The organism is Salegentibacter salinarum (genome assembly GCF_900168115.1).
GTDB lineage: Bacteria > Bacteroidota > Bacteroidia > Flavobacteriales > Flavobacteriaceae > Salegentibacter > Salegentibacter salinarum.
Genome location: NZ_FUZC01000002.1, coordinates 364,426 through 389,042, shown reverse-complemented (window position 1 = coordinate 389,042; position 24,617 = coordinate 364,426). Strand labels below are relative to the sequence as shown.

The following is a 24,617-nucleotide window of genomic DNA, read 5'->3' as shown; positions in this document are numbered from 1 at the left end:
AAAACAAAATTATAAGGTCTTTCCTTATCTGTCCGATAAGCAAGGACGGGGGCTTTTTGGGTTTTAGGGGCACGCAATCGCTCCATTCTATCATGCTGATCGAGCAGGTACAAACTAAGTTCTTCTAACTTTTTCAAATTAGCCTTATCCATCTGCGTCAGCGAAATACCATCAGATAATACTTCTTCTGCGGAAGGCAAGCCAGGTAAATGCCCCTCTTCCTTGATATAAGAGGCCACTTCATCTAATTCCAAGAGGCCGTAACCCTCGGAGAACACATAGTCAGGCCAGGTATCAACGTCCATCACTTTTACTTGGTCGGTATAAATGCCACCCTCTACGGTCAAGCCGTAATTCTGGTTTGGAAGACCTCCTATTCCAATATTTTCTTCATTGTTTGTAATTAACTCAGTACAATTAGAACCTTCTGAACTTTCTATTAAAGTAATCTCGTTAGCCTGAGTTAAAGTCATGGCTGGAGCAGTATCAGGTTCTGCATAAAGATTGTTTACATAATAATACTTTGCCTGATCATTCACTATTATTTTATAAATTGAATTTTTCACCAGAGGTTGATCAATCCAAATATTCGTTCTAATTCCCTCTTCAGAAGTACTGGGCGGAGATTGTTCCAGGAAATTTTTAGATTCTTCCTCATCTGTTCCCAAATAATATAGAAGATGAGAAGTATTTGGAGCCGGATCTATAGTTATATAAACTATTGTAGAATCATCATCACAAATATTATTAGTAGAATATACCCAATGACGAAATTGTTTTCCCCCAGTAAAATTCGCATCTATAGAAGGATCAAATATAGTAGACCCACTATTTAATGCTGGAACCATGAAACCACCGTCATCGGGTTCGGGCCGAAGGTAGGTCGTATTAATCAGATCCCTTAAATCAACCGGTTCACTATCCGAAGCAATGTTAATAGAAGTTGTTCTTCCAGCATTGGGAGCAAGTGCTAAAGATACTGTTACTTCAATTCTAGAACCAACACACCCGCCACTTTCTGCACCTAAATAGTAAATCTTTTCATCCTCTAAGTAAGTTTCCTCGTCAAGTGCCTCCGTACTCACATTATCTGGGTACCATGCAACACCATCTCCATTATCATTTGCATCAAGATGTTTTATTTTTGGAAAATCTCCTTCAGTAGCTTCACATATTTCTTGATATGGGGAATCTGTAGTAGGACACAGAGAGCTAGTTTCTCTTCCAACAGAATTAGAAATTCGCTCGATATATAAATCATTATTAGTACTATAAGTCAATAGACCAGACCTATCATTTTCGGCATTAAAAATACCACTTAATGAGAAAAAAGGTTGTGCTAAAACATAAAATACGCAGGTTATAAAAAGGGATTTCATGGAATGTTTATTTAATAACAATGATATTAAACCCCTTACAATACTTTATACACAAAAACCGTAGAATAATTACGGTTTCTATATAATTATTTTAATAATAAAAATCAACCTATTAAAATTAGAATGAGGACGGGGAATTGTTCTTTAATAATCGTTATGGTTATAAATTACTGTTATCTCAAATACATCATTGACATCATTGTCCGGATCTAGCTGCCCCACAGAATTATTACTGCTTGAGTGCTCCGTTGAGATTATAAACATAGTCAATCCCCCTATACCACTTCAACTTCAGTCCTTTTCAGCTCACCAGTCTTGTAAGAGATATAGCCGATCTGGGATTGATAATTTTTCACTGGCATATCACTATTTATCAAAGCTGTATATAGTCCGGTATTAGGTGGCAAGTTATAGCTGCTAAAGGTTTGCTCATAACGGTTTTCATTTCTGAAGGCTCCCAGAATGTTATCTGATTTCCAAGGAGCATCACCGTATTCTATTCATTGGCTTCCAAGATATCTTCATCGCAGTTTCCATATAGTATTCTCCTTCGTACAGATGCTTCATCGTATCGGTTTGGAAGGTTTGATAAAAAGGAAAAACAGAAATAGTCTTTGTTCCACTTACCCAAAAATAACTCCCCAAAAAACCAAAACAGCTTTTTCAACCGTAGGATTGGTAAGGTTCAAACGTAAAAATTTGAGTTGAAGAGAAAAGTAATAAAGCAACCGGAAGTTAAAACATTCTAATTCCTCCTACTGTCTGCTTTCCAAGAAAGTTAGTTGTCGCTCTTGTCGGATAAGGTATAAGGTGAGTTCCTCGATCTTCTCCAATAGCAAGCCATCCATAACCTCCAGGTGGTACCCTTCCTGTTCCACAAGCTCCGCTTTGGGAATACCGGGCAGGTGCCCTTCCCTTTCTATATAGGCCGAGAGGCTCGAAAGGTCCCGTAGCTTATAGTCCGCCTCAAAGACATAGTCAGGCCAGTTAGCCACCGAGGCCACCTGGATATCATCGGTTAAAATGCCGCCGGAAACCGCAAGACGGTAACCTGCTACCGGTTCTGTCCCGATTCCAACTCCTTCCCCGTCACAGGAAATTACATCGCATAAAGCTTCCGTAGAGCCTTCCATACTTCGAAGGGAGGCATCTCGAAAAGTACGTCCCTCTCTTTGGACAGGCGCAGTGAGATAGGATTCAATATCCACGTTGTGGCTTTTATAAACAGTTTTATTTGAAACAAATTCTTCATCCCTTACAGGAAGTATAACTCCCAACTCCCCGGATAAACTCTCTAGCTCCGCCTCCTGCTCAATAACGTACAGGGTGAGCTCCTCTACTTTCTCCAAAAGGAGCTTATCCATTTCAGATAGGCTATACCCTTCACGGGCGATCGTTTTAGCACTCGGAAGACCCGGTAAATGTTTGTTTGTGCTGATATATGCTCTTAAATCATCTAAAGAAAGCATCGCATAATCATCAGAGAAAACATAATCCGGCCAGTTACTAACACTCGAGACCTTCACCCCTGCAGAAAGAATACCACCAGCAACGGCAAGGCGGTAACCAAAGGTTTGGCCTATCCCTATCCCAACATTGTCTCCATCGCAGTACATATTACCTGTAGAAAGACTGTCCGTAGACATTGTCTTTAACTCTGCCTGACCTTCCGCTATCCCGGATTGATCTAAAATAAAATTATAAGGTCTTTCATTATCTGCACGATAAGCAAGGACGGAGGATTTTTGGACTTTCCCATTACGTAAGCTTTCCATTCTCCCATGCTGATCCAACAGGTATAAACTAAGCTCTTCTACCTTTTTCAAATTGGACTTATCTATTTCGGTGAGTGAAATGCCATCAGATAATACCTCTTCTGCTGAAGGCAAACCTGGTAAATGACCCTCTTCCTCGATATAAGAGGCTACTTCTTCTAAGTCCATCAGATTATAAGATTCCGAAAAAACATAGTCAGGCCAGGTATCCACATTCATCACTTTTACCTCGTCGGTATAAATGCCACCGTCTACTGCTAAAACATAACTTCCAGGATTAGCCGTGCCGATACCTACGTTTTCATTATCTACAAATAAATTATTACAATCGAGTAGATCATTTCCTCCAGTATATGAAACCATCAAAGTCGAACTCACACTACACAAATTATTACCAACAGAATAAGTGTAGGCACCATCTTCATCTGATAAAGGATCAAAAATACCATCTTCAAGACCGGACCAAGTACCTCCTTCACTCGGATTACCATCTAAGTATTGAAACAAATCTATCGGAGATGAATCCTCCAGAATTACTTCTCCATCCTCTCCCGCGTTTACATATTCATAAACAGTAACAGTTAGTTCAACAGCGTCCTCACAACCAAATTCTCCGACAGTATAGGTGGTATTAAGATCTTTAGACCCTTCCACAGGGGATGACCAATACTCTTCATTAATTTCTCTTAATGTAGGATCAAAAGTTCCATCTTTAGGAACCCCTTCATCCAGCATATTCGTAAAATAATTTCTTACTTCTGTAAAATTATTAAACAATGCGCCACTCGAAGTACCACATAAATAAGCTTGTTTATCACTTCCTGCATCTGGAGTTTGATAAATATTAACTGAAACTTGAAGACGATTATCACAGTTTCCATTTAAATTTCCGGCAAAATAAATTCCTTCGTTTATTAGTTCATCATTAGGCGATAAGGCAATAGCACCTGGATCGTTGGAAGTATACCAAATTGCATCACTCGGCAGCAAATCGGCCACAGTAGAAACATTTGAATCACAAAAATTTTGTATTGGATTATTCACTTCCGGACAAGTCTGACTATAACTAAAGTTAAGAGGTGAAACCAATAAAAGAACGAACCATATTACGTAAAATTTCATCATTATTTTTTAAATATTACTTATTAACTCTTTACCTAAATTAGCCATATTAATCAGGGGGTTTCCAATAATCTCAGAAGTAATCTTGCAAGTACATATAAAAAAGAATACTACATAAAGATGCTTCATCGTATCGGTTTGGAAGGTTTGATAAAAAGGAAAAACAGAAATAGTCTTTCTCCCACTTACCCAAAAATAACATAACCCAAAACCAAAACAGCATTTTCAACCGTAGTATTGGTAAGGTTCAAACGTAAAAATTCGAATTGAAAAGAAAAGTAATACCGCACTCAGAAGTGAGAATACCCTAGTGCCTGCTTTCTAGAAGGTTAATTGGCGCTCTTGTTGGATAAGGTACAGGGTAAGTTCCTCGATCTTTTCCGATGGCAAGGCATCCATAGCCTCCAGGTGGTACCCTTCCTGCCTACCACCTCCGCTTTGGGAACACCGGGCAGGTGCCCTCCCCTTTCAATATAGTCCGAGAGACTTGAAAGATTTCGTAGCTTATAGCCCGTCTCAAAGACAAAGTCAGGCCAGTTAGCCACCGAGGCCACTTGGATATCATCGGTTGCCGCCGGAGACCACAAGACGATAACCTTCCACAGGTTCTGCCCCAATTCCAACACCTTCCCCATCACAGGAAATTACATCGCATAAAGCTTCAGGAGAAGCTTCTATATTTGTCGAAACCGCTCCCCAAATGAGGGTCTTCTTTTGGGTATGCGTAATGAGGGGGGTGTTAATTTCCTTCTCAGGAAATTTTTACTGGATAAAAAAGCCAACATTTATTTACTACTAGTTAAAGTTAATCCTGGTAGAAATAAGAAAAATGAACAAGCTGATATTTCCCTAATAAACAAGAATCCAATACTCAGGAAAATTGCCTTAAATAACTGAAACATAAATTTCCAAATACTGAATCCCCGTTCTATTTCTTAGACAAACTCTTTAAAAAGTATAATGGTTTTAACAGGTAAACACTCAGGGAAATTCAATTTTGGTTGACCTTATTTCTTTAAGGCCTATTATTTATTAAAATATTTATTTCAAGGATAATATTACCTCAACACCCGTTCAGCACATTTTCCAATATTCCGTAAAAAACTACATTCTGGAAAAAGAGCTTCCCTGCCATTATCTTATACCCCGTTACCAATTTCTTCTTTTTTATTTATGATCACTTTACCTTATAGCGAAAATTAAAATTCTTAATACGTGTCTAATTGGTAACGAAGTACGCTAAATAGAAATTTCATTCTTGCATTTACTTCGCTTCCGGTTGTTTTTCAATTTCAGTGTTTGCATTTACTTCCCGGCCGTTGCTGTCCCTACCTTTTTTGTAATGCAAAATACCAATATTTAGAACTTAGTCCAGATTGCATAAGCCAGTCAGGCTACACCCTCCTTTTTATAAATCTTCCCTAATTCTAAATATTGAAAATGTATCAGCATCAAAAAAGGTACAGCAAACGGCTCTATAGGAAGTAAATCAACAAATAACACTTATGAAATCATTTCAAAACAACAAAAACGTTAGCGAAGTAAAAAAATCAAAAAAGGAAAACGCTCCGGATATAATAAGTAAATCATTGTTTAATCAATCTGTGTTAAAAGCAGGTATCTAAATCTTTTAATTATGAGTAATCTAAGAAATCAAGTACAGTTAATCGGAAATGTGGGTAATGCCCCGGAAATCAAAAACTTCGAAAGTGGTAAAAAAGTAAGCTCTTTTTCACTGGCTACCAATGAATACTACCATAAGGATGGCGAGAAAATTCAACAAACCGACTGGCACAATGTAGTGGCCTGGGGAAAACGGGCAGAGCTTGTCGAGAAATATGTTGATAAAGGAAAAGAAGTGGCCATCCGTGGCAAACTAACTTCCAGATCCTATGAAACCCAAAGCGGAGAGAAACGATATGTTACCGAAATTTTGATAAATGAAATCCTGTTTTTAGGAAATAATGAAAAATCTAAATAATAATTTTAAAATCAAAGAGGGCGCTACCGTGGAAGTTTTGCCCTCTTTATTATTAACCCTTTAAATAAGTCAATAATGAAAACTAAAGTTAATGAAATAGCAATAAGTTACAGCGGGAGTTTGAAAGTAAATTTACTACCCAAAATAACCTGCTCCCAAAGTGTAATTAAGTGATTTTCACAACAAATGGAAGATCACTCAAATAACGAAGAATTTTTATTATCAATTGCCAAACGCTTTAAAGATTTAAGGGAATTGATTAAACTTACACAAGAAAATGTTTACAATGATACGAGTGTTCATATTTCCAGAATTGAAAGTGGAAAGACTAATATTACTTTGTTGACCTTGAAAAACCTATGTGATTATTTTAAAATAACGATTCCAGAATTTTTTAGAAGTTGTTGAAATTAAGGATCTTTAAATTAGTGCAACTAGCTTCGAACATTCCTATTTAGGGAAATGATATAGGGTTATTTTTATAATTCTGAAAATCATCAGTATTGGTCAGTTATTTTAATTGCTCTAGATAGAATTTCATTATTTCCAATTATTATAAAATTTAATTTTCTTTGAGTCCTAGTCATTATCTGAAATAACATTTTGGTGGGATGATAATATGGCCTCTTTTTATAACCTTTCGTTGACAACATACCATTTTCTTGGTAATAAAAATGTTTATCTACGATAACCACAACTTTATCAAATTCCTGACCTATGACTTCATGAGCATTATCCTCTCCTGGTATTGTTAGTACGTCGTACGGCAATACATCTCTAGTAGATTCTGTTAGATTTATTATTTTCCAATCAAGACTTTTCAGAAGCTGTATATGATTGAGAGCTGAATCAGTTTCACAAAAATATGTTATCTCGATGTTATTGAAATTTGCTTTTCGATTATTGTAATTTTTATCGAATATTCCTTTTATAAAATAAGAGATTTCTTTATTAGTCCTTATCTTCTCAGTTAGTGTAAAATTTATTGGAGATACGGAGTTCTCTAGCAATTCATTGATATTTCTTGATATTTCAACGCCACGCAAACATTGCTTTGGATCTAGAGAAAAAATGCAGTTGCTTGAATTTTTTTTTATTTCTTTTAGAATATCTTCTAACTGGAAAGTTTGGATTCTTTGGCATTCATCAATAATGACTACATCATATTTCGAGTAGTCTTTTTTTTTATAATCTTTAATGGGTATAATGTTCCATCTATGCTCATCTCTTAATACTTCATGTCCCCGATTTAATTTGCCGCAATGTATTATTAGAACTTTCTTTGAATTTTGGTTATGATAGAATTTTGCAACGTCATATGTTAATAGGGTTTTGCCTGTTCCTGCTTTTGCAGATATTTTTATGAAAGTAGTTTCTTCATTCTCAATTTGGGTGACAATAATATCTTTAATATGTTCTTGATGATTAGTCAAAAAATAATTACCGGATAAAAATTTTGTAGTTGAATTAAACGGTGAAACTAAATAATTAGATGGATTGAATTGAGAATCAATGTTTAAAATATCTTGGGTTTTCTGGTTCTTTAATATTCTAGCAAAATCTGAAAAACTGATTTCAATTAATTCTTCGTCATTATCTAGACGGAACAATTTATTGCTTTTGGATACATACGTCAAGTGAATAGTGTTCTGATCCAGGAAACTTAAGTAATATTCATTTCTGATTAATTGCTCCTTTATTTTTTCTTCTGTGCTTTCTTGTTTTAACTCAATATTAACAATATAGTTTTTTCCAAACCTTAAAAGGTCAAATTCCCTACTGATTTGGGGGATTTTATAACCTATAAAGAAAGTATCATATAAGGCAGGTGCATCTTTATTTTTTGAGGATAGTTTTCGCACTAATTTTGTTAAATCCTCTAGTTCTTTCTTTTTCATTTTGATCCCTGAGGCAGAAAGATATGTTTTTAATAATTCGTCTGGTAACTTGCTATTGGCTTGAGCGACAGATAGTATGTTTATACTTTTCATTATTGTTTTAAAACTTTTAGGAGAAACCTAAATTTAAGACTTCCTTTTTCGTCTTTGCTTTGATAGTCTAGATTAAAAAATGTATCGTTTTTGAGCTAGCTACATATACAAAACGATTAAAATCTTTTTCTCATTAAAATATCGAAGCTCCCATCTTTTATGGTTGTTGATTGATGAGAATTTTCAGACGATTTATGAAAGTGAGATTCGGGAATTCTTAGCCTTTCGGATTCATATTCATTCAGTACTATTAGCTCTAAAATAGCGAAAATTATTTTGTCAAATTGATTATTCTGGATTTTTGGTCTTAGAGATCAAATTTATAATGTAAAGCAATATTTTTTAAATGTCTGTTTTTTAGATTGTTTAAATAACAGTTGACATAATTATTTTCTTTGCATTATGTGTATTATGTAAAGCTTTGCATAAGGCGCATAACCATCCCAGTGGAACGCTAAAACCCAGCGAGCCGGATAGACGCCTGACCCAGAAAATTAACAATGCAGCAGATTTTTTCAAAATCAAAATACTGGATCATATTATTATAAGTCCGGATGGTAATTACTTCATCTTTGCAGATAATGGTATCTTGTAATGTCAGTAATCTTAACCCACTTAAAGCTCTTTTCCTTTGAAAAGTTTTTTTTTATTCAATACTTTGTTATTTTAAATTGAGTAAAACAGATTTTTTACATGTGGGAACGACCGACTTTATTTTTTTAATTTGAAACAGTAATATAGGAGGTTTACCCGTTCCAAAGCCTTCTTTAAATGCCTTTTAATTTTCATCCCACTAATAAAACCTGGCGGGCAAAAACCTTACCTCGGACTCCTAAAAGGTAAATTTTAACATACCGTGAGGTCATTTTTCAAATCATATCTTTAGCCTTACAATTTTATTTGATATCTATTACAGCGCTTTAGATCAAACAAAATAAAATACTATGTGCTAATTGACGCCACTCGATACTAATTGATTACAAAAGAAATAACATCCTTAAATTATTAATTTACAGTGTTTTACATTACATATTTTTGTTATATTTATAAAGCTAAATTTTAGCTTTTCAGATTAACCGTAGGATCCTATTTCTGACTTTCGCTGATCCTATTTCAAAGTATAAAAACTTAAAGTCCAATTTTCGGACTTTTCTAATTATTCAATTATTGCTGCATTTCAACAGAAAAAATCGTCCCGCAACGCGTGACGAAAAAGGACAGCAAGAGGATAACACGCGCCGCGATGTTATGTCCTTATTTTCCGGATGGATTGCCATTATTTGATATCAATTGAAGTTAAATTTTATTGGAGTTTGAACCTGGATAGATTTTTTTTCACGGAAAAATTTTCTAAGGCCAGTAATACTCACAATTTTTTCACGGAAAATGAAAAAACAAACCAAAAAAGAAACTTTTAAAAACCTGAGCATTAAAGCTTCAGTGGCCAAACGCTTTCGAAAATTCACTAAGGATTTAGGACTTAGACAATCGGCCAGCCTGGATCTGATGCTGGACTTTTTTGAAACGAACAGGCTCTCTCCTACCCAACATCTGGGCCCAAATATGAAATCCCTGGAACATCATCTGGAAAAAAGAATCAATTCTTCTATCGCCATAGTACGGGCTATTGAAAGTACCCAAACCAAACCTACCCAAGCCATGCTTGCCGCCCTCTTTGAGAGCTTACCTGAAAAAACTAAAAAGAAACTCCCTCCCTCTTTTGAACAGGCACTGCAAAATACCCTGGCCCAAAAACCTATCATACAACAATTACCTGAAGCCCCACCTGAAAAAAAAGACCTTGAAGCAGTCCTTAAAAATATAGAACTGGTAAAACCTACTTTCGGAAATCCTTACCTGAAAGTCAATATGGAATATGATGAGCTAAAATCCCTTAAATATAAATATCATGTATATCACGATTAGCCCACAGAAAATAGGCCCTGCCTTCTCCAGTAGCGTAGCCGATTTTGTAGACTACCTGGAAAAGGAAAATACAGATCGCCTTCCGGAAGCCCAGGAATATTTTTTTAATCAAACCCAGGAGAAAATTACACGCGACCAGGTCATCAAAGAAATCGATGGGAATACTGCAAAGCTGAAGACTACCGAACCCCGATACTATTCCCTGACCATTAATCCCTCCCAAAAGGAATTGCAACACATCAAAAATGACCCGGAAAAACTTAAAGCATATACCAGGGAAGTGATGAAGGATTATGCTGCTTCCTTTAACCGGGAAATTAATGGCAGACCCGTTCAGGTCTCCGATATAAAATATTATGGGAAAATAGAGTTCTCCCGAACTTTCAAAGAGCGGGATAAAGAAGTCCGAGAAAATGCGCCTTATAACAATAAAATAGCGCAATTAAAGAATAAGCTGCGAAAAGTGCAACGCGGTGAAATTCCCGGCCACCCTCATAATATTAGAAAAGAAATATTGCGCTTACAAAGGGATGCTCCTCATAAAATTGAAGGGAAACTCATTGATGAAGGAACGCCTAAACAGGGGAATCAAACCCACCTCCATCTTATTGTGAGCCGAAAAGATCAATCCAATACTGTTAGCCTTTCCCCGGGAAGTAAGTATAAAGCTTCCGAAGTGTCCCTACACGGAAAGATCGTAAAGCGGGGTTTTGACAGGGATCGCTTCTTTGAAAAGGCAGAAAAAACTTTCGATCAAAAATTTAATTATAAGCGGAATTTTGTGGAACAATACAAGGCCCGAAAAACATACCTGCAATCCCCGCAAAAGTACTATTCCATGATCCTCAAGCTGCCAACTAACGAGCGGAAAGCGGCGATGGGAATACTTAATACCGGTGTTTCTAAAATTCCGGATGCAAGGATCCGGTTTGCCGTAAAGCAGTTTCAAAAAGCTATAGAACTCGGTTTAAAATCCAGTTCTATTGGTTATTAAATCTATACACATATGATACTCTATTTCTTTATTTCTTATACTATAATCGCCGGTGGTTTCGCACTTTTAGACCGCCTCAAGCAGTTAAGCTTTTTTCAGTGCTTTGGTATTTTAGTCGTTTCTAATTATGCACTGTTTATGGTATATTCCAAGGCAGGCTATATCATTATCATGTGCGCCAGCCTTCCCCTGATATTTATCCTCCTGCTTATTTATGGTTTCGAGTCCAATAACACCATTGCTTCAAAATACCGTGTAAAATTTGCGCTGGACTCAGGTAGCTTCTCTATCCAAAATCTTAAACGTGGAGTTTCGATAACTGGCGCCGCCGGAAGTGGAAAGACCGAAAGTGTGGTCTATAATTTTTTAAAACACCTGTCCCGGAATAATTTCTGTGGAATTATTCACGACTACAAGAATTTTGAACTCACCGAACTAGCCTACCCCCTTTTCAAAAATTCCGATCTCCCATTCAAGATTATCTCCTTTGATCCTGTATACCACAAAGTAAACCCCATCGCACCTCAATACCTTCCCGATGAGGAGAGTGTTAATGAAATTGCCCGGGTACTCATGGAAAACCTGCTCGAACAAAAAGAGCAATATGCCAGTGGTACTACCCGCTTCTTTAATGATGCTGTAGAAGGAATTCTATGTGGAATGATCTGGAACCTTAAAACCCATCACCCCAAACTTTGTACTCTACCCCATCTTATAGCACTTTATCAAAGAATGAATAGTGATCAACTCATTGAATTTTTAAGTTCGGATATCACTTCCAGGGCAATGGCTGATGCTTTTATTAGTGGAATTGATTCGGAACGGCAAACGGCTGCGGTTAAAAGTACCCTTGCCAATGCTTTTAAAAAGATTACCACCCGAAAAATATTCTTTTGCCTCTCCGGTCACGACATCTCCCTGGATCTAAATAACCCGAAAAATCCGGCTGTGGTAACTATTGTGAATAACCCGAAAAACGAATCGGCTTATTCCCCGGTAATCGCAATGATACTGCATACCGTCATCAAACAGATGAGTGTAAGAGATCGAAAAAGTGCCTTCATCTTAATGGAGGAAGCTCCAACCATCCGTCTCCTGCATATGCACCGAATACCGGCTACCCTGAGAAGTTATGATATTGCTACCCTGTATATCCTCCAGGATAAAGTGCAAAATGACTTGCTCTATGGTGAGAAAGCAAGTAAAGCAATCCTGGCGAACCTTTCCTACCAGTTCTTCGGTAAAGTCAACGACCCGGTAACCGCTGCCTATTATGAGAAATTTTTTGAACTGGTAAAACGCGATACGGTTAGTATCAGTAAAGGGGAAGGCCTCAATTTTGATACCAGGGTGACCAGAACCAAACGAGAGGTATCTAAATTAAGGGCAGACCTTTTCTTTAGACTTAAACCCGGGGAATTTGTCGCATATGCGGATGGAAAGGAGAAAAAAGTCCGGTTTAAATATCCGAAAATTCAAAAGGCACTACCCGGAAAATTTAAACATTTTTCCAAAGATGAATTGGATGCGCGATTTGCGAGTATTTATACCGAGGTGGAAGAGCTTTTGAAAGCTACAAAAAAATAGCCGTAGAAAATTAGTTTGTAATTTACTATTAAACTAATTCTACAGAATCTAATCAACGAGTTGTATACTCGTTAGGTTTGCTTTAATAAGTTATTCGATTATCCTTTTCTAATGTTTAAACCAACGCCTGTATAGTTGTGAAAAAGTCGGATCATTAATACTATCCTCACCTAATACCCTAAAGTAAAGGCTATCCTCATCTTTTTCCAGGAGAATGATGGAATCACCTGCCTGCTTTTTTAACCGGTAAGGGGGATAAATCTCATCGATCAGACGGCCGGTTTTTTGGCCGTCTACTATCGAAACTTCAGGAGTATTTTGGGAAATCCAAATGTTATCATTCACTTTAATAAACCCTCTATGAAAGGAAGATTTATCTATTTTTCCATGGAGACTTTGTTTCCGTAAATCAATCGGTTCTTCCTGATGAAAAAAGTTGCTAAGTAGCGCTCCTAATAATGCGAGGGCTATTACCCAAAGAATAGGAACCACAAGTCTATTTCTTTTCACAATAAGCGTTTATTAATTATTCCAAGTTAGAAAAATAACTTAAAAAACCTTGATCCGCGCGCTTCATTTAATTCCAAATGAAGCTCCTGATGTTCTCCTAAACTGAATTTTGAATAAACAACGCTAAACTTCCGCTCCTCTCCGACCGCTACCGCTTTAGGAACTTTTTCCCTGTAAACTGGTTCTAACCGAATTTTCTGAAAGGAACTCCTTCTTGCTTTTTTGCCTTGTACCCTAAAAAGGGCTAAATCCCCAATCTCGAAACTAATCCTGGACCGGTTTTTTATTCGGTAAGTAATAAATACTTCATCCCGATGATGATGCACTGCTAATACCTCTATGCGCATCCCTTCTTTTCGTTTTACGGCTAAGCGCTTTTTAGCCTTCGAAGCGAAATAAGCTGATAGTTTCTGATAATATGTTTCCTTTCTGTCTTTGACTTCTATTCTTTTTTTAGAAAACGGTTTAGATTCCATAACAATGGAATCGTTTAATCTGATCCTGTCTGCTCTCTTTATTTGAAAGGAATAATCACTTAGACTATCACGGTATTCTAAGGTATAGGTATAAATATCCCCGCCCGATGTTCTTAAAATCAAATTACTCTGGTGCCCGGGGCTCCCCTGTAACAAACCCAAAATATCGGGCTTTGTTTTGTCATAGGTGAAAACAAAATGATCTGAACCCGTAACGGCCTGAATAATAGGTTCAGGACTTAAGACTACTGTATTTTGAAAATCATTACAGTATATCATTTTCGATTGGGCAATGAGTAGCCCGGGTAGCATTGACAATAAATATAATAGTACTGGATTTTTCATAATGCCGGTTTTAAAATTAATTGATGTTGATGCAAAACTTTGACTTTTACATTGCGGTTATCCCGCTGAAAAATACTTTTCAATCCCCGTACCTGGGGAACCCCCGAAATATTGATATCCTGGATAACATCATCCAGTACCTCAGTGGTTACTTGACTCCTAAAGGAGTTTTCTATATAAATTCCTTCCAGGCCATCAGTGAGATCATAGGCAACCAATTTCCCTCCCGGAATGAAATTTCCTGTAATTTCAAGTAATAAACGATTGGCTCTAAATCCAGCCCTGGCATAAATAAGGCTATTAGAAGCAAGGCTGTCTTTTCCTATCTTTATTGGGTCAATGATTCTAAGTTCTAAACGCTCGTCCTTTCGTATGACCTGGTCTCCGTTTACACTAACCCGAAAACTCTCAAGACTTTTCTCAAGGGGCTGGCTTTCCTGGGCTTTTGAAACAAAAAAGAATTCCAGATGCCCCTGTCCGGGAATATGATCAGGTGGATTAGTTGATTTATTGACAAGGCTAATACCTGTTGTATCTTTTTCCTTTACTGGGGTGGCTTCAGGTTCAAAATAATACTCGTCAGGCTCCGGACCACTTTTTAAAATACTATCCATTAACCTGTTTTTTTCCTCTTCCTCCAGATAAGGATCATATTCACCAGAACTCTCTAAGTTCTTATCAGGATATAAACTTGGCGGAACCCGGTCACGCTCCTCGCGAAGTCCCTCCACAGCTTCCAGACGACTTTGGTACTCCTCAGACTCCCCACTTAATTCAGGTATCCCTGGGTTGCTGATTTTCTCGTCTCCTAGCTTCTCATTAGTCTCCATCCCCCAAAAGCCGTAAGCCACAATAAAGCAGGTTAGTAATACCACTACCCCTACAAATACTGCTTTTTTTCTATCAATGTTCATCAGGTTGTTTTATTAATTGGTTCTCAAAAAAATTAGTGATCAGCAGCCCGTGCGGATTATTCGGAAAACTACGGTCTACCCTTAGAAGCTCTCCACTGGTAACCAACTTATATTTTTCCGTAGAACTCCCCCGGTTGATTTCAAACCAGGTCGTCGCCTCAAATGAATAAGGCACTTCCGCCAGCTTCACTGTAGATTCTATCTTAGTCACTCTTTGTACAAGGGAATACTGCAATAAACGATTGTAAACCCCATCCGCCTTTTTCTGACGATACACCTGGTCTACAGAACTGTTGCCAAGCCACAGGGCTTTTGCGATGTTTTCTTTATAATTACTGGTATTGAGACCATAGAAATACCGGTGGAATTGATCTAAATGAGATTTGACCTCCACCTCTATCTGGTCTTTTTGACTCACCAGTTCCAAAGGAAGTACCCCTCCATCAGGACTAATGGCAAAGGCTTTATTCAAAAAATCCTGCTGTACCTGACGAACCTGATACAGGGAGATCATACTACTGCAAAAAGCCATAAGCAATACACTAAGTACTATAAACCGGTTGAGCCGCAGAACTTTGTAAATATGGGTATAAGGTGTTTTCATAAGAAGAGGATTTAAGTGGAAAATATTCGAAACGTGAAACTAATGGCTCTATGGTAGAGCTTGAATTTTAATAATAAGATAAAGGCTACCGAGCCCAACTGGATGACCGGGGACAGGATGCTATCTTCCCCATTATTGCCTATTAGACCAGGCCAGAATTCAGTATTGATCGCCTGGTAGAGTTGATTGATAAATATATTGACCAAAAAGAAAGCGGGCACGATCATATACACCGCCGCATAAAGCTTGAAAAAGCGATAGCCCATCTCCCGAAATTTCTCGAAAACGGATAAACTGATCACCAGGGGAAAAAATACCTGCATCAGGCCCAGGATAAAAAAACGTTCCGCCAGAAATAATGGATAAATAAACAGGTCCATAATCCAGAGAAATAAGCCTAAAATAAAAGCGATCATTTTTAAGGCATAAAACGGGGTCACCAGGTATTCAAAAAGCAAGCTTAAAGCTTTGGTCCCGGCCTCAAGTAAACCGACATCCCGGTCTATCTCTATATCTTGCAATTGTAACGGGATAAGAGCTGGTGCTGTGTCCCTAAAATCAGATTCGATACCTACCAGAATACCATCAAAAACAGCCAGGATCTGGTCGGAAAAAATAACCAACAGTACCACCATAAAATTTTTGATAAGCTCCGAAGGACTTAGTCCCCAGGTATATCCGTCCCTGGCCACAGCTCCTTCGTGGTATTTCTTTATAATATTAACCAGAAAAAGGAATACCGCAAGTGCCTTCATTCCCGTAATGGTATACTGAGAGAACTCAGCTTCTTTGATGGTAGTAAATACCGCATCTACATATTCCAGACCCAGATCCATGATTCTTAATATTGGGCTTGTCGCCGGTTAATTTCCTCCTTGATACGCCTGAACTCAATCAGGATCTCGTAACGTTGTTTTTTTAAACCGATCTCCCGGATAACCTCACGGGATCGCATCCGCTGGCTCTCCAGTACTTCCAAACGTTGTGCATCGTCCATATTCAGCATATCACTAGTGAGTAATTGCTGCATAAAATCCAGGTCCTCCAGGGCATTTTCCATAAGGCTGTTAAAAGACTCGCTAATACGGGCCACTTCCTCCGGGCTGATATATGGTGAGGAAATAATGGCTCTCAAGTCACTCCTAACCGTTTCGTATAAGCTTTGGTTATTTTCCACGATCTCCCGGACCGTTCTGAGCTGTTTTATTAAGGCATTTACCTTTTCTATACGCTCCTTTTGTTCTTTTAAAAACCGGGCAGTTTTTAAAAGTTCCGAGGTCTGTTTAGCCGATTCGATAAGAGATTGGCCAAGGGCCAAAAAATTGGTGTTATCATAGACCGGCATCCCCTGGGCCACAATGTGGCCTGATGAAAAAAAGGTAAAGCCCAGGGCTATAATCAAAATTTTAAATTTCTTTCTGTTCATGATTTTTCTGTTTTAGTGGTTAAAAATTCTAATATGGCTACTTCCATATTTTTTGTCCTTTCATAAATTTCCATAATAGCCTGATTCTCTCTTCCATCGGTGAGGTAGGCAGCGTATACTTCCGGGGGCACCTCCAACCGGAAAATATTGGACTCTCTCCCAATCTTGATAAAGATCTCGGTATACTTGCGCTTGCCTTTTAAATCGTTACGGATGGAATGGAGCTGGTTCAAATCGTGGACACTAAGGTTAAGCCTGCGAACAAGATCCTTATACCCTTTTTCATTATGAAGGCTATAAATAACCTGGGTATTTTCAAGAATACTGGCTGCCGTAGCATTTTCCGGAAGTTGATTTATCGACTGTAAGACAATTCCTATAGCCCCCTCCTGCTTGCGAATAGCCTGGTAATAGAATTCCACACTTTCCAAAACATTGTCGAACTTAAGTTGCTTGGCAAACTCGTCGAAAAGAATAATGCCTCGTTCTCCAGGGTTTTTCCAAATCGTACGCTGTACCGCCGATTTGATCAGTTTAAGCATCACCGAAAGAATTTCCCTGCTGTTCCTTACCTCATCAAGTTCAAAGATGATCAGACGTTTGTCCTCCAATTTATAGGCCTGGTCTTCCCTGGACTCAAATAGGAAACCATACATCCCACTGCCGACATATTCTGACATAATGTGTAGGAACTGAACAGCATCAAAGTAATCTTTACCAATGCCAAGGCTGGACTCAAAAGTTTCCTGGTTTGTAGACACAAACCGGTAAAATCCTTCTAACGAATAAGGACCGGACTCCTGCTCATAATAAAAGCGAAGAATCTTTTTTATAGCCACCTGGCCTTCTTTGGCGACCTTGAGTCCCGAAGCATAGAGCTCCATCAAAAAACCACACAGGTCTTCAATCCGCTCCGGGCTCAGGTCATCTGGTTTTGCTATATAAAAAGGATTTATTCCTAAGTTCTTTCCATGCTCATAACGCAGGATGATATGATCCTTCGGGTAGAGTTTTGCGAATTTCGAATAGGATCCACCAAGGTCGATGATAACCAAACGCGTACCTCCTTCAAAAAACTGACGTAAAATATTATTGGCCAGAAAAGATTTTCCCTCTCCTGTAGGTGCGAAAATGGCAAAATTCCTGGCTTTAATACGCTTTTTATCACTATCCCAGACGTCCTTAATTACCGGGGTATTAAATAACCGCTCATTAAAGAGAATCCCTTTCTTATCGCTGCGATACCCGGTATTATTGATCCATAAACATAAAGCATGCCTTAGATCGGTCACGTAGAGATCCTCATTGGAAAATGCCGGACTATGTCCGAAATAACTATTTAAAAAATACTGGTATAATAAAGACCCGGCAGGTTCATAAGGTTTTATATCCAATTCCTTAAAACCACTTTTGATCCTGGAACTTATCTGACTTAGTTCTTTTTGATCTTTACCGGAAAATAAAATGTTTACCTGTCCCCTTACGATTCGAGACTGCTCGTCTTTACCAATAGTCTCGAGGGTTTCATCGATCTGTGATAGAAAGATCTTATTTTGAGTACCAAAATTTACACTCTTTAAAAGCTCTTCGCGTTTATTATTTAAGATGGCGATCCAACGGGAACGCTCATCCAAAAACAACACCTGGTTGACAATATGATCTTCATTTAGCTCCAAACCAAAGTCATCCAAAAATCCTTTATGAAAACTGATCTCATCTGAAGTAAAGCGGGAATGTGGTTTGCTGGTTTGTACGCCCTGGCCAAAACAGGATTCATGGTTTATGGCTAGTATCCCAAGCCTTTGGTTACCTATGCGAAGCTCTCCGTTTTTTAATCTTATATCGGTGTCACTGCCTGCACAAAAGCCATTGAAATACTGGTTAGTAATGCTAATGGCCTTTTCTTTTGAAATGGGCTTTAGGCTTATGTTAGCGGTATTATTCAAATAGCCAACAGAATCGCTTACAGCTGCCATAAATTGCCGGGTTTCAGTATTCATTTCACCAGGTAGCTTTTTTGGAACCTTTACAAATGGATTGGCCATCCGGGGACGCGAAAAAGATTTTTGAAATGGCCAGGTAAAAAATATATAGCTTTGATGCTCTAATAATGCTCTGCCCTGAAAATGCTTTTTGGTTGCTTTTGAGAGAAAGGTATTCCCCGCTATTCCCTTTGATTCGAATTCCTTTTTTAGATAGATATCCTGCTTATGGACAACACTGCCTACCGGAAGCGTTTTTAGCGCCTGAAACCAAGTGCTGTGCAATTTTTCATAAGCTTTTTCTGAAAGGGAAAAGATCTCGGGAAGCTCCAGCTCGTAACCCAAAGCAATATTTCCGTTGGCCAGAAAGATCAAGTGTTCCTGCTGGTCAATTATCGGGTAATAATCCTGTAAATTAATATTCATAATACCTGCTTAATCCTGTTTGTTTATTCGAAATAAGTGAAGGTAGCCTTGCGCTAACGCGTGTAAATGGAAAACTGTTTATCCGAAGTAAGGTGATATACAACCCGAAATTCCACACCAAAAGTCCTAACAGTAAAAGGAGCTTAAAAGCGAAAATGATCAGTAGCAGTGATGCGATCACAGAACCCATCTGGATCGCAAAACTGCTAACAGCCAACCCAAAGATCACTGCATTCTTGCGGATATTCCGGTACACCGAGTAGCTTTTCATTAGACTACTATGCCAATGAGGTAAGTGAAAATTCCAACTACCGCTCCCGCGATAAGTACAAAAACAAGCACCCTGGTGATTCCTTTTTTAAGGTCTGCATTTTCTCCAAAAAAATGCCCGGCATTAAATAGAAAACCTACCAGAAAAATAACCCCCAGGATGATGGGGAATACCGCCCTGATGGTATCCGAAATATCGGCTACTGATTGCTCAATCCCACCGATCTGTGCAAACATTGGGAGACTGAAAAGGGACAAAAAAAGGCTGGGGTAGAAAGCGTTTTTCATAAAGTATAGGTTTTAAGTTCAACGGAGAACTAAAACTTAACTCCATTACAATGATTTGATAAACAACACTTTAACCTTAAATTTTCTAATTTTTATATAATTAAAAGTCAGCGTGTTGTAAAATTATTCATTTGTTACCGGGCGTTAACAAAAAATCTGCCCACAACAAAGGATGCATACCAGCCTGGGACACTTCGCTATTTATCCCCGGATAACAATACCAGTTATGCGTTCTCCCTGACCAGATTCCCCTGCGGTTAAGACCGCAGCTTAAAAGCTCAGCCGAAGGAGTGTTATTATATAAAAGGTATTGTGTTTCCCGGAGATTGATCCCCTTTTGATACGCACCCAGGCTGAAATAGGAGGCGGCTTTTCCATAATCCCGGTCTGCCTTGAAACATCCGCTTTTTAGGATATTGCGGATTTCCTTTTTTGACATAAGTTTAGAGAGGGATTCACAATAAGATGGCCGGCCTAAACTCCCGCAAAAGATTAATAGATCGTGAAACATATCCAGTTGCTCTTCCCAGACCTTACTGATAAAACCTAATTGATCCCTTCTTTTTTGATCAACTTTCTCCCCTTTCCCTAGCCCGGAGAGATTGGTTTGAAGTATCCTAAAAAGCTGGTTTTTTGGATCCCGAAGCCATAATATTTGTAAGCCTGTATCAAAAAGCGGCTTTCCTTCTGAATCTTCTTTGTTGCAATAACTACGGCATACAGAAAGACTGTAGCCTTTCCTTAAAAATATTCCAAAACCTAAACCCTGGTTGGAATTTCCTTCAAAATAGTAGCAATCCCGGTAATTAAAATCAGCCAGGTACTTATCTCTAAAGCTGATCAGGCTGGCGCGATCCTCTACCTCTTGCAAAAGAAGAACATCAGGGTTAATCTCGCTGATCACCCTTGCTTTATGGATGACCGATTCTCGTGGAATCATCTGGCTGGTCATTTTGATCCAGCTATGACCGGCCTTGAAATCTTTTTCCAAAGTTCGGGGCGAGGCAACTATCTTTCCGTGTAAAACGCCCCCATGATTTCGTAACACCAGGTATTTTTGCGGATGTTCTTTACTAAGCCCCATTAAAAAGGATAATTCCCTAAGCCTTCGATAATCCTCATTTAGCCTTAAGCCTTTCCTTAATATGGCCTCAAACTCATCCAGCCAGTCCATAAAATTTTTACTGTGCCCGGTTCCAAAAAGTGCCTCATCCCTGAAAAACAGGTTCTGGATATTATAACTTGCTATTCTCATAATTTATTTGCGTTTATCGGCCGAATTCTTATCAAAAGCGACCAGGTTAAATAATTTGCGCATCCGGCTACGTACCCTGTTGCCATAGCGCTCCTCCAATTCCTCGGCATTGAGGTTGGTACTGGCGTGGGTCCTGACCTTATGGTTTAGGAAAAGTTCATACCTGGAGAGCAAAATTTCCCCTACCACATTACAATCCCGCCCATAATACCTTCCCATAGGTTCCACCCCCAGATCATCCATACACAGGTATCCGGCATTTCCATAGTCTTCAATGGTCTTATATCCCAAATGATTGAAAGAAAAAACGATATTGCGGCTGGGGATCACCTGGTAAGCTTTTTGGTGCGGGACCAAGTGGCGAAGCAATTTTAGTACACTGGTCTTGCCGCATCCCACCGGACCGCTGAGAAGCAGACCTTTTCTGGGATCAATTTTAAACTTCTCACATTGTTCCGTATCGGCAATGATATAATTACAGAGTTTAAAAAGCAACGCTTCATCTTCGGGATAAATTTTAAATTCCATGAATAAAAGCTTCCCTTTGATCTCCAAATATTCCAACATTTTCTGAAAATCATAACAGGCCTTTTTGCCTTTAATTTTTCCGATATGATAGCTTACACCGCCTTCAATAATCTCACAAGGGTTGACCATAATCTTTATTTTTTGTGGTTTTTAGATGATCAGTTTCTTTACGCGTGCTTTTTTTAAACTCCTCAGCTTTGAGCACCCAACTGTTGGCAAGGGATTTCCAATTCTGGACCGGGTTATTTCCGCCTACCTTCCATCCATTAGCCTCGTAATGATGGTAAAATTTCAGGGCTTCCTGAACAGACCATCTTTGTTCTTTAAAAAAACTAACTACTTCATCTGCGCCTTTAGGCCTATCTCTGGTATATTTAGTTTCTTTAGTAGGTTTACTATTGTTTGTTTCATATACCAGGGCTTGTCCAGGACTTGTACCGGACTTATCCTCGACTTGTTCATTACAGGGTTTAAACTTATTTACCGGTCGATTATCACTGGTCTTCAGCTCATCCATTACTTGTTTACTACTACTCCAAAAAATGGACATCATAACCTGGCTGCCCTTTAAGGGATTTTTTGAAGGGAGGTACGTGATGTAATTCCATTTGCTGAGTTCCCGGATACAACGATGGTAAGTCGTTAAAGAACCAACCTTGGAGGCCTGCATAATTTCCTCTCGTTGTACGAAAAACTGTTTTCTGAACCGGAACAAATTCCAATACTGAAAAAGTGCATAATAAATACTGATATGGGTTGCGTTGAGCCGATCGTCATTCTTGAATTTCTCGGTAACTTCGGTAAGAAGCCGGATATAGTTCATAGCTTCCAAAACTAGTTACTCACTTTTCCTTCCTCCAGTACCCTTGCGATTTTGTCAGCTTCATAAAAAATAAGCCCGCCTAACTTACTATAGGGTAGGGTTCCATTCTCACGGAGGTTATGAAGCGTACCAGGACTGATTTTTAATAATTTAATGACCTCGCTGGATTTGAGGTACTTCTTAACGGGCGAACTGTCTTGTTGCTGCATTAATTCCCTGATCTCGTTCAACAAATCTTTTTTAAATAGGGACAGGTCCTCGGTAGTGATAATACTTATTTCCATAGTAATTACGTTTTGTGTAAAACCCCCACCCTTTACTATTTTTTTAAAGATGGGGGCTACTGGTTTGACTTTCGTAATCACAAATTTGAAAGGATCTTCAGATTTTATTTCACAATGACAGACGTAGTTACGAGAAAATTTAACATTCTGGGAGAAGGGAATCATTTGTGGTCATTTCAGCTATTTTGAATGAATAGAACAACTTATAAAATGACTTTACAGAAAGCTACCACATTGGAAAGACTAAATTTAAGTCTTCGTAAGGTCTATCGTAATTACGATAAAAATTAAGCTTTGGTGACGGTGACATTTTTGATGCAGAAAGACATAAATACCACAATTCAGAATTTAAATTACCTACAAAAATCCCCTGACTAGTTTGGTGAACTAAACAGGGGAATAATTAACCTCAAATATTGAGGTATATGGGAAACAGTTATGGAAGCTGATAGATTATTCGGCTCGAATCAATTTAAGGGTTTCCTTCATTTGTGTGTCTTCCTGTTTTAGAAAATTTTCGTAAGACTGCGGAATAGTCAGATCGGGAATGATGCCCCGATCATAAATTTGATTCTCCATCTTAATCACATCCTGCTCTAAATTAACCACGGAAAAGAAAATCCCTAAACGTGATTTAGGTAAAATATATCCCAAAGGGGAATGTCCGTTATGTCCATATTAGCCTCCCATCGCTTCTTCTCCAATAGTGATGGAATTCTCCTGCTCCACTAAAAATTAAAGAAATACAAAACGTTTCGTGAAAGTGCCTGGGAAAGGAAGTGGTTTGATTTTTTATGGAAATATATTCTAAGTCATCAAACATGATTAAAATAATCTATTCATTTTATGAGAATTCTACCTTGCGCTTCGTAACGGTCTTCTGAAGTCTGGACTAAACTAAAGAAATTTTAAATTGAAATGATCAAGTATATCATATTTTTAACCATTTTATGCAAGGGTTCAAATTCTCAAAAATTAAAACCTTCCATATTACAATAATACAGAAGGCTTTATTGATTCTCTAAGATTTATCCCTTACGCATATAAATATTTCCCGAAATAGTTTCAAGTTTCGTTCTTTTGCCGCCATTATTCACGGTACCTTTTACCCTACTGGCCACCGATTTTTCATTGTTGTTATGTAAGGAAGTGATATCAAGATCGGAATAGATCGTACCGGTAAGGGTTTTGGCATCAATTTCTGCCTTATCCAAAGTGACATCCAAGTTACCGCTAATTGTTTTGAGCATTAGTTCCCCATCGTATTTTTTTAACTCGACATTGCCGGCTATTAAATCGGTTTCCAATTTTCCAGAAAAACTATCCGAAAGTACATTGCCTGTAATGCTTTTCACCTTCAGCTTACAATTCGTGGGAACATATACCACATAACTGATTTCGGTTTTCCTATTGCAGTTATTAATAACGGTATTATTCTTTTGTTCGAAGTAATCTCCAAAATCAGAATAAATACTGATTTCCCCTGAAGACGCTTCAGACTTTAAACTATAGGCATCGTTTCCCTCCCCATTGTCCACAAGAACACGAGCATTTATTTTAACTTCCTGTTTATCCCATTGAATGAATTTGATGTCGCCTGCAAATTTGAAATTAAAGCTGATTTGCTGATCTCCGGAAATTTTGAAGTTCTCTTCTACATTTCGTTGACCATAACTAGCTGAAACAAATAGTACTATAAAATTAAATAAGATTAGATTTTTCATAATTGTC

23 protein-coding genes and 1 pseudogene are annotated in these 24,617 nt (G+C 38.2%); 6 read left to right on the top strand and 18 right to left on the bottom strand.

Features of this window, described 5'->3' with window-relative positions; all coding sequences use genetic code 11:
* Both B5X53_RS04655 and B5X53_RS04650 read right to left on the bottom strand, forming a co-directional pair.
* A pseudogene (locus B5X53_RS04655) lies at nucleotides 1–1,379 on the bottom strand (hypothetical protein); the annotation flags it as partial.
* A 755-nt stretch (nucleotides 1,380–2,134) separates the two neighbouring features.
* Complete coding sequence (locus B5X53_RS04650; RefSeq protein WP_143533239.1) at nucleotides 2,135–4,198, bottom strand: hypothetical protein; 2,064 nt, start codon at nucleotides 4,196–4,198, stop codon at nucleotides 2,135–2,137.
* A 1,714-nt stretch (nucleotides 4,199–5,912) separates the two neighbouring features.
* On the opposite strand from B5X53_RS04650, the gene B5X53_RS04640 reads away from it, so the two are divergent.
* Nucleotides 5,913–6,257, top strand: coding sequence for a single-stranded DNA-binding protein (locus tag B5X53_RS04640; RefSeq protein ID WP_079712067.1), 345 nt, complete (start codon nucleotides 5,913–5,915; stop codon nucleotides 6,255–6,257).
* A gap of 186 nt (nucleotides 6,258–6,443) precedes the next feature.
* On the top strand, nucleotides 6,444–6,665 hold the full coding sequence (locus B5X53_RS19600) for a helix-turn-helix domain-containing protein (RefSeq protein ID WP_079712066.1): 222 nt from the start codon (nucleotides 6,444–6,446) through the stop codon (nucleotides 6,663–6,665).
* Nucleotides 6,666–6,754: 89 nt separating this feature from the next.
* On the opposite strand, the gene B5X53_RS04630 is transcribed toward B5X53_RS19600, so the two are convergent.
* Nucleotides 6,755–8,248, bottom strand: coding sequence for a DNA/RNA helicase domain-containing protein (locus B5X53_RS04630; protein WP_079712065.1), 1,494 nt, complete (start codon nucleotides 8,246–8,248; stop codon nucleotides 6,755–6,757).
* A 370-nt stretch (nucleotides 8,249–8,618) separates the two neighbouring features.
* Between B5X53_RS04630 and B5X53_RS04625 the strand changes: the two genes are divergently transcribed.
* The 4 genes from B5X53_RS04625 to B5X53_RS04610 all read left to right on the top strand — a co-directional run bounded on the left by B5X53_RS04625 (nucleotide 8,619) and on the right by B5X53_RS04610 (nucleotide 12,755).
* Entirely contained in the window at nucleotides 8,619–8,843 is a 225-nt protein-coding gene (locus tag B5X53_RS04625; RefSeq protein WP_079712064.1) for a JAB domain-containing protein, read from the top strand.
* Between the two features lie 791 nt (nucleotides 8,844–9,634).
* Complete coding sequence (locus B5X53_RS04620) at nucleotides 9,635–10,174, top strand: BfmA/BtgA family mobilization protein (protein WP_079712063.1); 540 nt, start codon at nucleotides 9,635–9,637, stop codon at nucleotides 10,172–10,174.
* Nucleotides 10,158–11,168: a MobB family relaxase gene (mobB, locus tag B5X53_RS04615; RefSeq protein WP_079712062.1), complete on the top strand. Its 1,011-nt coding sequence runs from the start codon at nucleotides 10,158–10,160 to the stop codon at nucleotides 11,166–11,168. Before B5X53_RS04620 ends, mobB begins: the two co-directional genes overlap by 17 nt.
* 12 nt (nucleotides 11,169–11,180) lie before the next feature.
* The gene (locus tag B5X53_RS04610; protein WP_079712061.1) at nucleotides 11,181–12,755 is read left to right on the top strand and encodes a type IV secretory system conjugative DNA transfer family protein; all 1,575 of its coding nucleotides are present in this window, start codon (nucleotides 11,181–11,183) and stop codon (nucleotides 12,753–12,755) included.
* A 108-nt stretch (nucleotides 12,756–12,863) separates the two neighbouring features.
* On the opposite strand, the gene B5X53_RS04605 is transcribed toward B5X53_RS04610, so the two are convergent.
* The 15 genes from B5X53_RS04605 to B5X53_RS04540 form a co-directional block, all read right to left on the bottom strand.
* Nucleotides 12,864–13,265 carry a hypothetical protein gene (locus B5X53_RS04605; protein WP_079712060.1) on the bottom strand — a complete coding sequence of 134 codons (402 nt, stop codon included), beginning with the start codon at nucleotides 13,263–13,265 and terminating at the stop codon, nucleotides 12,864–12,866.
* 26 nt (nucleotides 13,266–13,291) lie between these two features.
* Nucleotides 13,292–14,086: a DUF4138 domain-containing protein gene (locus tag B5X53_RS04600; protein ID WP_079712059.1), complete on the bottom strand. Its 795-nt coding sequence runs from the start codon at nucleotides 14,084–14,086 to the stop codon at nucleotides 13,292–13,294.
* Entirely contained in the window at nucleotides 14,083–15,000 is a 918-nt protein-coding gene (traM, locus tag B5X53_RS04595; RefSeq protein ID WP_079712058.1) for a conjugative transposon protein TraM, read from the bottom strand. The genes B5X53_RS04600 and traM overlap by 4 nt, the downstream gene beginning before the upstream one ends.
* On the bottom strand, nucleotides 14,990–15,604 hold the full coding sequence (locus B5X53_RS04590; protein WP_079712057.1) for a conjugal transfer protein TraK: 615 nt from the start codon (nucleotides 15,602–15,604) through the stop codon (nucleotides 14,990–14,992). The genes traM and B5X53_RS04590 overlap by 11 nt, the downstream gene beginning before the upstream one ends.
* A gap of 11 nt (nucleotides 15,605–15,615) precedes the next feature.
* Nucleotides 15,616–16,440: a hypothetical protein gene (locus tag B5X53_RS04585; protein WP_079712056.1), complete on the bottom strand. Its 825-nt coding sequence runs from the start codon at nucleotides 16,438–16,440 to the stop codon at nucleotides 15,616–15,618.
* A 5-nt stretch (nucleotides 16,441–16,445) separates the two neighbouring features.
* Nucleotides 16,446–17,030 (bottom strand): conjugal transfer protein, encoded by a 585-nt coding sequence (locus B5X53_RS04580; RefSeq protein WP_079712055.1) that lies wholly within the window; start codon nucleotides 17,028–17,030, stop codon nucleotides 16,446–16,448.
* Complete coding sequence (locus tag B5X53_RS04575; protein ID WP_079712054.1) at nucleotides 17,027–19,438, bottom strand: TraG family conjugative transposon ATPase; 2,412 nt, start codon at nucleotides 19,436–19,438, stop codon at nucleotides 17,027–17,029. Before B5X53_RS04575 ends, B5X53_RS04580 begins: the two co-directional genes overlap by 4 nt.
* A gap of 270 nt (nucleotides 19,439–19,708) precedes the next feature.
* Nucleotides 19,709–19,996, bottom strand: a complete 288-nt coding sequence (locus tag B5X53_RS04565; protein ID WP_079712052.1) for a hypothetical protein — start codon at nucleotides 19,994–19,996, stop codon at nucleotides 19,709–19,711.
* Between the two features lie 127 nt (nucleotides 19,997–20,123).
* Nucleotides 20,124–21,251, bottom strand: coding sequence for an endonuclease/exonuclease/phosphatase family protein (locus B5X53_RS04560; RefSeq protein ID WP_079712051.1), 1,128 nt, complete (start codon nucleotides 21,249–21,251; stop codon nucleotides 20,124–20,126).
* Between the two features lie 3 nt (nucleotides 21,252–21,254).
* Nucleotides 21,255–21,908, bottom strand: coding sequence for a P-loop NTPase family protein (locus B5X53_RS04555; protein WP_079712050.1), 654 nt, complete (start codon nucleotides 21,906–21,908; stop codon nucleotides 21,255–21,257).
* A complete protein-coding gene (locus tag B5X53_RS04550; protein WP_079712049.1) occupies nucleotides 21,892–22,602 on the bottom strand; it encodes a hypothetical protein in 711 nt (236 codons plus the stop codon). The genes B5X53_RS04555 and B5X53_RS04550 overlap by 17 nt, the downstream gene beginning before the upstream one ends.
* Before the next feature lie 11 nt (nucleotides 22,603–22,613).
* Complete coding sequence (locus tag B5X53_RS04545; protein WP_079712083.1) at nucleotides 22,614–22,886, bottom strand: helix-turn-helix domain-containing protein; 273 nt, start codon at nucleotides 22,884–22,886, stop codon at nucleotides 22,614–22,616.
* Between the two features lie 453 nt (nucleotides 22,887–23,339).
* A complete protein-coding gene (locus B5X53_RS18865) occupies nucleotides 23,340–23,540 on the bottom strand; it encodes a hypothetical protein (RefSeq protein ID WP_101023083.1) in 201 nt (66 codons plus the stop codon).
* Nucleotides 23,541–23,553: 13 nt separating this feature from the next.
* The gene (locus tag B5X53_RS19595; RefSeq protein WP_143533238.1) at nucleotides 23,554–23,709 is read right to left on the bottom strand and encodes an AraC family ligand binding domain-containing protein; all 156 of its coding nucleotides are present in this window, start codon (nucleotides 23,707–23,709) and stop codon (nucleotides 23,554–23,556) included.
* 205 nt (nucleotides 23,710–23,914) lie between these two features.
* On the bottom strand, nucleotides 23,915–24,610 hold the full coding sequence (locus tag B5X53_RS04540) for a DUF4097 family beta strand repeat-containing protein (protein WP_079712048.1): 696 nt from the start codon (nucleotides 24,608–24,610) through the stop codon (nucleotides 23,915–23,917).
* Nucleotides 24,611–24,617: the final 7 nt, after the last annotated feature.